Source organism: Actinomyces oris (assembly GCF_001929375.1).
In the GTDB taxonomy this organism is placed as follows: domain Bacteria; phylum Actinomycetota; class Actinomycetes; order Actinomycetales; family Actinomycetaceae; genus Actinomyces; species Actinomyces oris_B.
Genome location: NZ_MSGO01000036.1, coordinates 48,364 through 61,776 on the forward strand (window position 1 = coordinate 48,364; position 13,413 = coordinate 61,776).

Here is a 13,413-nt window from a genome sequence, read left to right on the forward strand (position 1 = left end):
GCCTCAGTCCCGCCGGGGCTTGTTGGCGTGCAGGTCGACGATCTGGTCGGCACCGTCCTCCAACAGGATCTCGGCCGCCCTGACCCCCAGCGCCTCGGCCGCCCGAACCGTCACCGTGTCCCCGGGAGCCCCCGGCCCCCCAGCGGTCTCGGGCAGCTCAGTACTCAGCTCGCAGCCGACCTCCTGGCCACCATCGAGCGAGGTGACCACCGCCCGCAGCACGAGCACCCGCGGCGAGCGGCGCGAGGCCGCTGAACCGCGCGGCCCCGTCGCCCCGGCGCCCTGCCTGGCCCTGGTCGCGGCGGCGTCATCGCCGCGGAAGCCCTCGTTCCAGCCGGTTCCGGGTTCGGCGTGCTCCTCCCGCGGCTCCTGACCGGCGCCCCGCAGGTGCGCCCAGGCCCCCACCGGTGCCGCGCAGCCCGCACCGAGCCGGGCCATGAGCGACCGCTCCGCCGTCACCGCCAGGCGCGTGGGCTCGTCGTCGAGCACCGCCACCGCGCGGGCCAGCTCCGCGGAGTCCTCGCCGGCTCGCGCCTCGACGGCCAGGGCCCCCTGAGCCGGCGCGGGCAGCATCGTCTCCAGGTCCAGGACCTCGCTCGCGCAGTGCTCCAACCCCAGGCGCCGCAGCCCCGACAGGGCCAGGACCACCGCGTCCAGGTCGCCGGCGGCATCGGCCCGCGCAGGTGCCACCGGCTCATCGGTGCCGACGCCGACCGCCTCCAGCCCCCGCACCCGCGCCAGGCGCGTGGGCACGTTGCCGCGCAGGTCCACCACCTCCAGGTCGGGGCGGGCGGCCAACAGCTGGGCGGCCCGGCGCGGCGAGCCGGTGCCCACGCGGGCCCCCTCCGGCAGGTCGGCCAGGGCCAGGCCGTCGCGGGCGCACAGGGCGTCGCGCGGGTCCTCCCGCGGCGGCACGCAGATGACCGCCAGGCCCTCGACCGGCTGGGTGGGCAGGTCCTTGAAGGAGTGGACCACCAGGTCCACCTCGCCGTCCAGGAGGGCGTGACGCAGCCGGGCTGCGAAGACCCCCACCCCGCCGAGCTGCCGCAGGGGCGTACGGTCGCCGTCGCCGTCCGTGCGCACAGTGACCAGGTCAATGTCCAGACCGCCAGAGCCTCCGCCGGCCGCCATCAGCGCCTCGGCGACCTGTCCGGACTGGGTCAGCGCCAGGCGCGAGCCGCGCGTGCCCAGGCGAAGCCGCCCGGATTCCGTCCCCGTCGTGGTCATGCATCCCCTCCTCGTGCGCGGTTCTCCATCGTCGCGTTCGTACCGTAGGGCTCGCCTTCGTGCCTTGGGGGTACGAACTCGCGACCTAATATACGAACGCGACACCTGCCCCCGTCCTGGCGCGGCGCTTCACCGGCCATGGGAGCCCGCCAGGCGCCCGGCCGCGGCGCGGGCGTGCTCGACGACGGCCGCGATCCCGGTCCCGGCCACCCACGCCCCGGTGACCTCCAGTCCCGTCACCGGCGCCAGCTGCTCCTCCAGGTGCCTCGTGCGCTCCCGGTAGGCGGGTGTCACCGGTGGCAGCGTCCCGTCCCAGCGCACCAGCATGTGGTCGATGACCGTCTCCGGCTCGATCCTCACCCCGGTCAGGGCCGCCACGTCACCGAGCGCCACCTGCAGATCCACCTGTGGGCGCGGCTGCCCGGGCCGACCGTAGGACAGGCGCAGCGCGTGGACGTCCGGGCCGTGCAGCGCCCGCAGCTCGGCGCCGACCCACGGCCACTTGGCACTCAGGTGCGACAGCGCCTTGGCCCGCACCGGGCAGGCCACCGGGCGCGCAGACCTCCCACCGGGAACCATCCCATCAGAGACCAGGCCAGAGGCCCCGGGGCCGGCCGACGCCGCCGCGGCGGGGCCGGCGAGCTCAGCGGGACCAGCAACGCCGGTGGGTGCCACGAGCAGCCCCGAGCCCACCGGCTCACCACTGAGCTCCGGCGCCCGCGCCACCAGCGTGAAGCGGGCGATCGGCGCCCCCACTGGCACGGTCAGGTCCGTCGCGCTCGCGGGCAGGCCGGGAATCCCCCGCAGCAGCCGCAGCGCGGCCCCCGCCGAGCACGCCACGACGACGTGGTCGGTGGCCACGACCTCCTGCGAGCCATCGGGCACCGGCTCATCCGACGGCGTCGGCCCCCGGCGCGTCGGGGCGATCCCCACCCGCCAGGCGGCCGGCGCCTCCCCGCCCGCGCAGTCCTGGCCGTCGCCTGGCCGCAGCCACTGGGCGCCGGTGCGGGTGCGCACGCTCCCGCCTCCGGCCTCGATGGTCTCGCGCAGCGCGTCGGTGAGCCGGAACAGCCCGCCCTCGACGGCCGCGTCCACGCTCCGACCGCCCGCCCCGTCCTGGCGGGCCCGACGCCGCTCCAGCACCGCCGCCACAGCGGCACTCAAGGAGCCCAGCTCCGCCGTGGCCCGCCGCAGCCCGGGCATGACGACGTCTGCCGCCAGGTCCGCGGGGTCGGCCGAGTGGATGCCCGCGACGATGGGCCGCACGAGGCGCTCCAGGACGCCGGTCCCCATCCGCGCGGTCACGAAGGAGGCCAGGTCGCCCGGATCCTCCGGGCCGGTGCCCGCGGTGCCGGGCAGGTCGGCGTCCTGTGCGGCCCGGCGCGCGGCCTCTTCCCCGATGATGGCGACGACGTCGGCCGCCAGCGGGTCCGCCGGGATCCCCAGGTAGGCGTGGTCAGGGAACCGGTGCAGCCCCCACTGGGACGAGCCTGCGCCGGCGCCCGGCGCGAGGGGCGGCAGGAAGAGCCGGGGCCGGCCGTGCGGGGCGGCGGTGCGCAGCCCCAGGTCGGCGAGCATCGAGGTGGCCGCCTGGCCGCGCACGACGAAGCCCTCGGCCCCCAGGTCCATGCGCGCCCCGCCGATTCTCCCGGCCGCGACGAGCCCGCCGGTGTAGCCGCGCGCCTCAATGAGCAGCGGCCGCAGCCCGGCGCGCACCAGGTCCCAGGCGGCCGTCAGCCCCGCGATCCCGCCACCGATGACGAGCGCGTCCCACCGCCGCTCCCCGACGGCCTCCCCGCTCATGCCTCCCACCCGGCCAGGGCCACGGACTCCCAGTCGGCCGAGCCGTGCACCCGCGCCACGATCCGGGTGAGGACGTCCGCGTCGGTGGCCGGCGGCACCCCGTGCCCCAGGTTGACCACGTGCCCCGGCGCCGCGCGCCCGGCGGCCAGCACCGCGTCGACCTCCTCAGCCACCAGCGGCCATGGCGCCGCCAGCAGCGCCGGGTCGAGGTTGCCCTGGACCGGGCAGGCCCCCGCCTGCGGGTCGGCCCCGGCCAGCGTCTCAATGGCCTCACCCAGCTCGATGCGCTCGTCCACGCCGACGGCGTCGACCCCCGCCTGCCGCATGAGCCCCAGCAGTCGGGTGGTCCCGGTCCCGAAGTGGATGAGCGGCGCAGCCTGACCGGTGGTGGGGGACAGGGCGCTCCGGGTCGTATCCAGCGCGAGCGCCGAGTAAGGGGCCACGTGCTCGCGGTAGGCGCGCGGGGACAGCGATCCCGCCCAGGAGTCGAAGAGCTGGGCCGCGGCCGCCCCGGCACGCACCTGGGTGGCGATGAACTCGCCGGTCAGGCGCGCGCACCACGTCATGAGCCGGTCCCAGGAGTCGGGGTCGGCGCGCATGAGCGTGCGCGCCGCCAGGTGGTCGCGACTGGGCCGGCCCTCCACCAGGTAGGCCGCCAGCGTGAAGGGCGCCCCGCCGAAGGCGAGCACCGGCGTCCACCCCGCCGAGCCGGCGCTGTGCTCCAGCCCGGCGCGCGCCCGCTCACTGAGCCCCTCGCGCACGCCCGGCGCCTGCGGACTTCCCAGCTCGACGACGACGCGCCGCACCGCCTCCTCGATCGCCCCGACCCCCTCGGCGCCGGGGCCGTCACCGAAGCGGCGGGCGACCAGCTCACTGACCTCGCGGCCGCTGCGCACCGGGGCGTCGAGAACCGGCCCGACACCCTCCTCGATCCGCACCCCGACGCCCGCCAGGCGCAGCGGCACCATGATGTCGGAGAAGAAGACGGCGGCGTCGACGCCGTGGCGCCGCACCGGCTGCAGCGTCACCTCCGCTGCCAGCGCAGGATCCAGGCAGGCCTCCAGCATCGGGACGCCGGCGCGCGCCCGCAGCGCCCGGTACTCCGGCAGCGACCGTCCCGCCTGACGCATGAACCACACGGGCGTTCGCACGGGTCTCCGCCCCGCCAGCGCCTCCAGGAGCGCGGGCCCCGCCGCCGGCCCGGGCGTCACCCCGTCGGCTCCCGCACCGGCCCCGCCGCCGGCCCGGTCGCGGCCCTGCGCCGCCCGCTCGGGCCCCATTGAATCATTGTGTGAACTGCCGGTGACGAAATCGCCGTTATCGGGCGAAGAATGCTGACGCCGCGTGCTTTCCCTGCGATAAGGGAACTGAATGCGAGACATATGCGGTTGCCTCCTGTAAGCAGTGGTCAGAGGGGGTTTATTTCGCGTGATAATGCGGTGTTTCAGGCATTGATCAGGTGCTGACGGGGTGTCAGGAATGTGGTGGTGACACATTGTCATGATGTCGGGTGTGCGTCGCCACACCGCTATTGTGCCCGATTGTGCCCGCACCCCTCGGTGATGTTTCAATAGCCCACGTTGTGACTACTCATCTTCTCTCCGCCGATCACCGCCTGCCGGGCCTTGACGTCGTCGCTCGGCTCGGCGCGGTCGCCCCAGGGCTGGGGCCGGACCTCCTGGAGGCGGTCCCCGCGCTGCGCGGGGTCCTGGTCCTGTCCACCTGCAACCGCCTGGCCCTCCTCATCGACGCCGACTCCTGGGCCGACACCGGCTGCCCGGCGGCCCTGCACCCGGATCTTCCTCCGGCGGACGCGAGCCGGCCCGCGGCCTCGGACCTGGCCGAGACCATCACCGCCTTCCTGGCCGAGCGCGCCGGGCTCCCCCCGAGCCGCCTCCTGCTGACCCACCTGGTTGGGGCGAGCGCCCGCCGGGAGATGCTCGCCATCGCCGCGGGCCTGAGCTCGATGGTGGTCGGTGAGGCCCAGATCGTTGGCCAGGTCCGCCGCGCCGCCGAGACCGCCGCCGCCGAGGGCACGCTCAGCCCCGAGCTTGTGCGGGTCGTCGAGCGTGCCTCGGCCACCGCCCGCCGGGTGGCCCACGAGACCGAGCTGTCCGGTCAGGGGCGCAGCGTCGTCGCCGTCGGCGTGGATCAGGCCGCCGGTCACCTGCCGCCGCTGGAGGACTGCCGCGCCCTCATCGTCGGCACCGGCTCCTACGCCGGTGCCACCGTCGCCGACCTGCGCGCCCGGGGCCTGCGCGACATCGCCGTCTACTCCGCCTCCAACCGCGCCGAGGCCTTCGCCGCCGGCCACGGCCTGCGCGCCGTCCCCACCGGTGCCCTGAGCCAGGCCATGAGCCGCGCCGACCTCGTGGTCACCTGCCGCGGCACCGGCGGGCCGATCCTCACCACCGACGTCGTCGCCCCCGTCGCCGCCGACCGCCTCGGCTCGGCCGGGGGGAGCGGCCGCCCGCTCGTCATCCTCGACCTGGCCCTGATCCGCGACGTCGACGAGGCCGTCGGTGCCCTGCCCGGCGTCGTCCACCTCGACCTGGCCCGCGTGCGCGACGCCGTCCCCGAGGCCGCGGCCCAGCAGGTGACCGCCGCCCGCGCCATCGTCGAGGCCGAGGCCGCCGACTTCGAGCGGACCCTGGCCGGCCGGGCCATGGACCCCCTCATCACCGCCCTGCGCGCCCAGGTGGGCCGCGTCGTCGCCGAGGAGGCCGCCCGCCTGCGCCCCCAGGCCGCCAGCCGGCTCGCCCTGGCCGTCCCCGCCGTCGACGGGCGCGCCGGAACCGGCGTGAACGGGGTCAACAGCGCCGACGCCGCCGCGGGGGCCTGCCCCCATCGTCACCTCGCTGCCGAGCCCGGCTTCGAGACCGCCGGCCAGACCGACGGCGAGCCGATGGTGTCCCTGGCGCAGGCCGAGCGGGCCCTGCACCACCTGGCCGCCCGCCTCCTCCACCAGCCCACCGTCATGGCCCGCCGCGCAGGCCAGGAGGGCCACGAGGAGGCCTACCGGCAGGCCCTCGAGCTCGTCTGGGGCCTGGAGAGCGCTGGAGAGAACCATGACTGACATCACCGCGCCCGTTTCCGGGCCCACCCAGGAGGCTCCCGCCCGTCCGGACGGCGGCCCGACGGCTCACCCGGGCACCGGTCTCGCCGGAGCCCCGGACAGCCTCCCGGCCGCCGACCCGCTGGCCCCCTACGACGCCGTCCTCCTGCTGTCCTACGGCGGGCCCCGCCGCCCCGAGGACGTCCTGCCCTTCATGCGCAACGCCACCGCCGGCCGCGGCGTGCCCGACTCGCGCCTCCTGGAGGTCTCCGGCCACTACCAGGGCTTCGGCGGCGCCTCCCCGATCAACGCGCGCAACGCCGAGCTGCGCGACGCCCTCCAGGCCCGCCTGGCCCAGCGCGGCTCAACGCTGCCGATCGTCGTCGGCAACCGCAACTGGCACCCCTTCGTCAGCCAGGCCCTGCGCGAGCTGGCCGACGCCGGGGCCCGGCGCGTCCTGGCCCTTCCCACCGCGGCCTTCGGCTCCTACTCCGGGTGCCGCCAGTACCGCGAGGACCTGGCCGGCGCCGTCGCCCTGCTCGCCGACGGCGCGGACGGCTCCACCGGTGACGGGTTCGAGGCCGACGCCGCCGCCCGGGTCGGTGGGGACGGGGGCGGCCCCGTGGAGCTCACCATGGACAAGACGCGCCCCTACTACAACACCCCCGGCCTGCTGCGGGCCAATGTCGACGCCATCGTCGAGGCCTACGGGGCTCTGGCCGAGCAGGGGGTGGCGGCCGCGGACGCGCGCCTCGTGCTCGTCACCCACTCCATCCCCCTGGGCATGGAGGCCGGCTCCGCCCCGGGGGAGGGCCCCGAGAGCGCCCACGGCGCACCCGGCACCTCCGGGACAGCCGGCACCTCCGACGTCGACGGATCGAGAGGAACCGGGCGGCGGGAGCCGGGTGTGGCCGCCGACCTGTCCACGGAGGTCTCCTACGTCGCCCAGCACGAGGCGCTGGCCGCCGTCCTCGTGCCCGAGGTCGCCCGCCGCCTCGGCCTGGAGACGGTGGAGGCCGACCTCGTCTACTGCTCGCGCTCCGGCCCGCCGCAGGCCCGCTGGCTCGAACCGGATGTCAACGACCACCTCGAGGCCCTGGCCGCCGGGCACCTGACTGACGCCGGCCCCGCGGGCAGGCCCGGGGGCGTCGTCGTGGCCCCCTTCGGCTTCATCTCCGACCACATGGAGGTCGTCTTCGACCTCGACACCGAGGCCGCCCAGACCGCCCGCGACCTGGGGATGCCGTATGTGCGTGCCGCCACCGTCGGCACCCATCCGGCCTTCGTCGACTCCCTCGTCGACATCCTCTTCGAGCGCGCCGCCGCCGCCCGCGGTGAGGACGTCCGGCCCGACTCGACCACCGGCGTCGGCCCCTTCCACACGGTGTGCCCGGACTCGTGCTGCCGCCCCGGGACCCGCCACCCCGGCCGGCCCAACCAGCCCAGCCAGCACGGCCGCCACGGGACCGACGGCGCCGGCCTCCGATAGCCCCAATCCCAGTAGCTCCACAGGAACTAGGAGAAGAAATGAGCACCGACACCCGCAGCCAGCACGGACACCCCGGTGGTCACCCCGGTGAGGGCGGCCTGCACCGCTTCGAGGACGAGGAGCGCCGCCCCCACCGCGACCCGCGCGACGCCACCGACGTCGACCTGGAGGCCATCAACAACCAGTACCACTACACCCTTTACTCCGTCTTCCGCCTGACCCGCCCGCTGCCCGCCTCCCAGCCCGAGCGCGAGCACCTCCTGGGGGAGAGCGCCAACTTCGTCGAGGCCGGCGGCGTGACGACGCGCGGCTGGTACGACATCGGGGGCCTGCGCGCCGACGCGGACCTGCTCGTGTGGTGGCTCGACGACGACCCCGAGGTCCTTCAGGACGCCTACCACCGTCTGCGCGGCAGTGCGCTGGGCCGCTACCTGGAGCCGGTGTGGTCCTGCATGGGGCTGCACACGCCCGCCGAGTTCAACCCCCGCCACGTGCCGGCCTGCCTGGCCGGGGTGGCGCCGCGCGACTGGGTCATGGTCTACCCCTTCGTGCGCTCCTACGAGTGGTACCTGCTCGAGCCCGAGGAGCGCTCGCGCATGATGGCCCAGCACGGGCGCCACGGCTTCTCCAAGTACCCCGACGTCAAGGGCTCGACCCTGTCCACCTTCGGCCTGAGCGACTACGAGTGGATCCTCGGCTTCGAGGCCGACAGCCTCGACCGGCTCGAGGGGGTTCTGCACCACCAGCGCTACACGGAGGCGCGCATGCACGTGCGCGTGGACACGCCCTTCTACACCGGGCGCCGCGTCAGCCCGCAGGAGTGGGCCCAGCGCCAGCCCTGGGCCTGAGCTGGCCGGGGACAATCGACGCCGTCGGGGACACTCCACTCCAGACGGGGGCATCCTGCGCGTTGGGGGACAGCATTCCTGTCCCCCAACGCGCAAACAGTCCCCGTCGGTGCGAAATGTCCCCGGCCATGAGGGTGGGCGGCACGCAACCTGACCAACCTGGTTGACCAGGTCGCCTTCCCCTGGGACCATCAATGCATGAAGACGGTGAAGGTTCAGGAGGCGAAGACGCATCTGTCGGCGCTGTTGGTGGAGGTCGAGCAGGGGGCGACCATCAACATCGCCCGAGGGCGTCAGACGGTGGCGCGCTTAGTTCCGGCCGGGGGCGAGCGGGAGCTGGGCTTCGGTGGATACCAGCTGCCGGACACGTTCTTCGACGAGCTGCCGGAGGAGGAGCTGAGCGCCTGGGAGGGCGCATGAAGGGCTACCTGCTCGATACGCACGTGCTCATGTGGGCGATCAATGAGCCCTCGCGTCTGGGCGGGAGGGCTGTCGAGGTGCTGCGAGACCGAGGGAATCTCGTGGTGGTCTCCGCCGCCAGTGCATGGGAGCTGCATACCAAGAACCGCATTGGGAAACTGCCTGGAGCGGGGCCGTGGCTGGATGCTCTCGAGGGGCACGTGCGACGGCTCGGAGCGGAGTTCTTGCCCATCGAGTGGTCGCACGCGCGCTTGAGCGGGCAGCTTGAGTGGTCGCATCGCGATCCCTTTGATCGGATGCTGGCGGCGCAAGCGATGTACGAGTCGCTTGCGCTGGTGACGCGCGATCGGGCCTTCGAGGAACTGTCCGGTGTGACGATCCTGTGGTGAGTGGTCGTTGCCCAGATGTACTTCCCCGTGAGGTTGTGAACGCGGCTGGCGGGGGCCGCCCAGGGCGGGGAGACCTCGGTCGGCTCGCCTCCTCACAGGGGCCTTCGACGCCGTCGGGGACATTTCACCGCGGCTGGGGGCACTCCGTTCCAGGCGGGGGCTGTTTGCGCGTCGGGGGACAGAAATCCTGTCCCCCAGCGTGCAGGATGTCCCTGTCGATGACGAGCCCCTGATATCGGCCATCATCCTGGAGGGCCTGACCGGCAAGTCCGCACAGCAGACCTGGTTCCTCCTTCTAAGGACTGTTGGCATCACGTGCCCTCGCCAGAACAGGGGCGTAGCAATGAGGGCGACGAAGGTCGAGACATGTTCGTGACCTTCGCGGTAGTGTCGACGGGTTGGTTTCCGCCGGGTTGATTCCGGCCGACAGTCAGGAGCCCCCGTGGCACATGCCGAGAACCGCCCCGTGAGTCGAGCCGGGGACCGCCGTCGAGCAGCCGCACTGGGCTGCCTGCTGCTCGCCGGCTCACTGGCCCTGACCGGTTGCTCCTCCCAGGACTCCAAGCCCGACGCCAAGGCACCCGCCAGCGGAGCCGGGTCCACGGGGCGGCCGACGTCGGCCCCCTCGGCTGCCGCCACGGCGTCGGGCACGGCCGGCACCGTCACGGCGGCCTCCCTGTCCGACCCCCAGCTCGGGTACACCGTCACCGCGATCCCCGCCGGCCTCGACGTCAAACGGGTCGCGATCCTCCAGGACTTCGTGGCCTACGACCAGATGTCCTGGAAGCTGTGGGTCGGCGGCGGGCAGGACACCAGCAAGGTCCCCACCGTCACCACCGGCAACCTCCAGCAGCAGCTCCTCAACGACGCCACTACCTTGCAGAACACGGGGCAGAAGGCCAAGACCCCCGTCAAGGTCGCGATCTCCGAGGTCGCCATGAGCGCCGACGGCCAGAGCGCCACCGTCACCTACTGCGTGGACATGACGCAGGTGACCTACGTCGACACACAGGGCAAGGACGTCACCGAGGCCACCAACAAGGCGCGGATCCCTGCGAGGAACACCATGGTCCCCGGCAGCAACGGGCACTGGCTCGCCTCCGAGGAGGAGGAGACCGGAGAGCCGAACACCTGCTCGGTCGGCTGATATCTCCGGAGCCGTCGTGACATGATGGCTCTCACCTTTCTTCGGCACCTTCTCCCGGAACAGCCAGTGTCCTGCCGGGGAGGAAGGGAGTCGGAAGGAGGTGAGGGTCGTGTCCAAGCCGCAAGGCAGACGCAGGCACGTCTGCAAGGACAAGGAAACGGCCCGGAAGGTGAGCGAACTGTTAACCGCAATCGCTCGCCTGGTCCGGGCCGTCAGTGTCCTTGTGGATGCCCTCGGCAAGTGGTTCGGATGAGCCGCTTACCTAAGGGGAGCCGTCCGGTGACCGCCGGATGGCTCCCCGTCATTATGCCAGTCGGCTCGCGTTGGTGTCCACGTGCCATCTGCTGCTGTCATCGCACCCGTGGGCGGGGGGCGTTCGCTCTGTCGTTCATCTTGAGAGGTGCGTCCGGGCAGGTGAGCCTTGGTTTCAGGTGAGGCATGGCTTGCCTGTGAATCATAAGTAACACCCACAGGGGCTGGCGACGTAGTAAAGTAATGGCCATGAACGCAGACATCATGACCACGCCGTCCATCAACCTCTCCTTCACCGCCTCCGCCGCCCTGAGCGACAACCTCCAGCGCGTCCTGACCGACCTCATCGCCCTCGAGCTCGTCGGCAAGCAGATCCACTGGAACATCGTTGGCCCGAACTTCCGCGATGTCCACCTCAACCTCGACGAGGTCGTCGACATCGCCCGCGAGGGCTCCGACGAGGTCGCCGAGCGCATGCGCGCCATCAACGCCGTCCCCGACGGCCGCCCGGCCACCGTCTCCGCCGCCACCACCGTCCCGGCCGCCCCCGAGGGCGAGATCCTCACCGGTGAGGGCGTCGCCTACATCGTCTCCGCCATCGAGGCCGTCGTCGCCACCCTGCGCGGCGTGGACGAGGACGTCGACTCCGAGGACCCGACCTCCTCCGGCATCGTCGAGGATCTCATCGGCAAGCTCGAGCAGCAGGCTTGGTTCCTCTCCGCCGAGGTCCGCAAGCCCGTGCGCTGAGCCGACTGAGGAGCGGCGCAGCCGCAACCACAACCGATAACGGTGGGCGATCCCGAGCACTTCGGGGTCGCCCACCGTCGTTTATTCAGGCGTCGGCTCAGTTCATGCAGGCCCGGGCTGCGGAGATGAGAGCGGCCGAAAAGGAATGGGGGTCAATCCCCATGCAAAAACAGGTATTCGCTAGTGACGGGGCCGTATGCGGGCGGGTATGGTCAATTTGCCCACGAATATGTGGGGAATGGTCATCCTGGCTTGTGGAGGTAGCTCATGTTCCGCCGTCGTCGCTTATATCCGTGGGGCGGGCTGGTCCTGGTCGCCTCATGCGCGCTGGCGGGCTGCTCATCGAGCGGAGCCGCACCGGGCGGTGCCGTGCCGCCGTTGAGGACCGCGGGCGCAGAGGCCTCCGCCGCTGCCGGCGCCTCGGGCGGCGACGCCCCCGTGACGGAGAGGTCGCTGTCGGATCCGACGACGTCGTACACGGTGACCTCGATCCCGAAAGACCTGGATGCGGAGCAGTCCCAGGTGGTCAAGGCCTATGTCGACTACGACCGGGCGACCTGGGAGGCCTACCGGGACATGAAGGAGACGGCCAAGGTCGAGTCCGTCACCACCGGGGACCAGTACCAGGCCTTCAAGAAGGTCTACGACGAGCGGGCCGCCGCCGGGCAGCACGTCGAGGGGGAGGCCTCCGCCGCCATCACCTCGGCTCAGGTCAGTTCCGACCACATGTCATCGACCGTCGTTGCGTGCGCCGATGAGACGAAGGTCCGCCTGGTCTCTCAAGACGGGGTACAGGTCCCCTCCGACGACCTCGGCCACAAGATCACCCTCGCGGTGGGCCTGATCAGAAACGAACAGGGCTGGGTCGTCAACAACTCCTCAGTGGAAGGCGTGGATCAATGCTGAAGACAATGATGATAGGCATCGGCCTGGCGACGGCGACCTGCGCGGTGATCGCCCCTGTGGGTCTGCTCCCGTCATCCCCGGCTTTTGCGGAGGGAGGTGGCGTCTCGGGGCACTCCTCTCAGAATGCCGACGGCGGCGTCACTATCTCCGTGTCAGTGTCCTACAACTCCGCCACTTCCGGATCGAAGGGGGCCGGCGGGACAGCGACGTCCAACCGTCAGATCTCGGCGCGGGTACAACCTGTGTGTCGTTATCAAAAAGGAGAAAGTGGCGCCGAGGCGGCCGCTTCTATGAAAGCCCCCAAGAGGGACAGGTTCATGGATTCATTCGACTCCACCCACCCGAACTGGCGAGATCATGAGAATGATCGGGAGGGGCATTGGTATTATCCACTGTGTGTCCCTCCGGCTGACATGAGTACTGAGGAGTACGGCAGGTTATCTGAAGAGTTTCATGCGAAGAATGGCTTCGTATATGTTCCTGCCGGCGGTCAACCGCCTGCGCCGGTCATTGACGGGGGGACGTTGGCCAAGGCGGCCTGGAAGGCGGTGGAGATTCCACCTCCGTCAGTGGAGATGAATCCGCAGATGGGTGATGACGTGCAGACCCTGGTCGGCGTGGAGAACTGGGTGTGGGCGAGTGCGCAGACGCCTCAGTCGGTGACGGCAACGGCGACTGCCGGGCCGGTGACGGCAACCGTCACCGCAACATCCTCCGGCCTGACGCTGTCGGCTCCGGACAGCAAGGTCTCCTGCCGGGGATTCGGCACCCCGTGGCGGCCGGGGATGCCGGAGGGGAGCAGCTCGTGCACGATCACCTTCACACGCAGCTCGGCGCACTTGGGAGGGAGCACATCGATGAGAGCCGGGGTGTCCTACAGCGCCTCGTACACGGCCACCGACGGCGCCCGAGGGGGTCTGCCATCGGTGTCGACCTCCGGAAGCCTGTCGCTGAGGGTGGGGGAGGCGCAGAGCCTCAACACCGGCCCCCGGAACTGAGGGTCCCGCCGCGCCGCAAGCCGACGGAATGATCGGGCTGCGGGAGGAACGCCGTTCCTCCCGCAGCCCTTTGATGTTGACTGCCCCTCCTCACCTCCGCTGGGCGGCATATTCGTGTGGAAAGCGAACACG

The 13,413-nt window shown here is 72.0% G+C and carries 12 protein-coding genes; 9 read left to right on the top strand and 3 right to left on the bottom strand.

What is annotated here, in order from left to right; translation table 11 throughout:
• Window positions 1–3: 3 nt before the first annotated feature.
• The 3 genes from hemC to BKH32_RS08195 all read right to left on the bottom strand — a co-directional run bounded on the left by hemC (window position 4) and on the right by BKH32_RS08195 (window position 4,310).
• Window positions 4–1,227, bottom strand: coding sequence for a hydroxymethylbilane synthase (hemC, locus tag BKH32_RS08185; protein ID WP_075249477.1), 1,224 nt, complete (start codon window positions 1,225–1,227; stop codon window positions 4–6).
• A gap of 129 nt (window positions 1,228–1,356) precedes the next feature.
• Window positions 1,357–3,030 carry a protoporphyrinogen/coproporphyrinogen oxidase gene (locus BKH32_RS08190; RefSeq protein WP_075249478.1) on the bottom strand — a complete coding sequence of 558 codons (1,674 nt, stop codon included), beginning with the start codon at window positions 3,028–3,030 and terminating at the stop codon, window positions 1,357–1,359.
• On the bottom strand, window positions 3,027–4,310 hold the full coding sequence (locus BKH32_RS08195; protein ID WP_256691388.1) for a uroporphyrinogen decarboxylase: 1,284 nt from the start codon (window positions 4,308–4,310) through the stop codon (window positions 3,027–3,029). Before BKH32_RS08195 ends, BKH32_RS08190 begins: the two co-directional genes overlap by 4 nt.
• A 302-nt stretch (window positions 4,311–4,612) precedes the next feature.
• On the opposite strand from BKH32_RS08195, the gene BKH32_RS08200 reads away from it, so the two are divergent.
• From BKH32_RS08200 to BKH32_RS14455, 9 genes are all read left to right on the top strand, one after another.
• Window positions 4,613–6,106, top strand: coding sequence for a glutamyl-tRNA reductase (locus tag BKH32_RS08200; protein WP_075249479.1), 1,494 nt, complete (start codon window positions 4,613–4,615; stop codon window positions 6,104–6,106).
• The gene (locus BKH32_RS08205) at window positions 6,099–7,574 is read left to right on the top strand and encodes a ferrochelatase (RefSeq protein ID WP_075249480.1); all 1,476 of its coding nucleotides are present in this window, start codon (window positions 6,099–6,101) and stop codon (window positions 7,572–7,574) included. Before BKH32_RS08200 ends, BKH32_RS08205 begins: the two co-directional genes overlap by 8 nt.
• 38 nt (window positions 7,575–7,612) lie before the next feature.
• Window positions 7,613–8,422 carry a hydrogen peroxide-dependent heme synthase gene (hemQ, locus tag BKH32_RS08210; protein ID WP_075249481.1) on the top strand — a complete coding sequence of 270 codons (810 nt, stop codon included), beginning with the start codon at window positions 7,613–7,615 and terminating at the stop codon, window positions 8,420–8,422.
• Window positions 8,423–8,620: 198 nt separating this feature from the next.
• Entirely contained in the window at window positions 8,621–8,842 is a 222-nt protein-coding gene (locus tag BKH32_RS08215; protein WP_075249482.1) for a type II toxin-antitoxin system Phd/YefM family antitoxin, read from the top strand.
• The gene (locus BKH32_RS08220; protein WP_075249483.1) at window positions 8,839–9,231 is read left to right on the top strand and encodes a type II toxin-antitoxin system VapC family toxin; all 393 of its coding nucleotides are present in this window, start codon (window positions 8,839–8,841) and stop codon (window positions 9,229–9,231) included. Before BKH32_RS08215 ends, BKH32_RS08220 begins: the two co-directional genes overlap by 4 nt.
• Before the next feature lie 442 nt (window positions 9,232–9,673).
• Entirely contained in the window at window positions 9,674–10,378 is a 705-nt protein-coding gene (locus tag BKH32_RS08230) for a hypothetical protein (RefSeq protein WP_075249485.1), read from the top strand.
• Between the two features lie 501 nt (window positions 10,379–10,879).
• Window positions 10,880–11,377, top strand: a complete 498-nt coding sequence (locus BKH32_RS08235) for a Dps family protein (protein ID WP_178384585.1) — start codon at window positions 10,880–10,882, stop codon at window positions 11,375–11,377.
• Window positions 11,378–11,644: 267 nt separating this feature from the next.
• The gene (locus BKH32_RS08240; protein ID WP_143222773.1) at window positions 11,645–12,283 is read left to right on the top strand and encodes a hypothetical protein; all 639 of its coding nucleotides are present in this window, start codon (window positions 11,645–11,647) and stop codon (window positions 12,281–12,283) included.
• A gap of 587 nt (window positions 12,284–12,870) precedes the next feature.
• Window positions 12,871–13,281, top strand: coding sequence for a hypothetical protein (locus BKH32_RS14455; RefSeq protein ID WP_256691397.1), 411 nt, complete (start codon window positions 12,871–12,873; stop codon window positions 13,279–13,281).
• The last annotated feature ends 132 nt before the right edge of the window (window positions 13,282–13,413 follow it).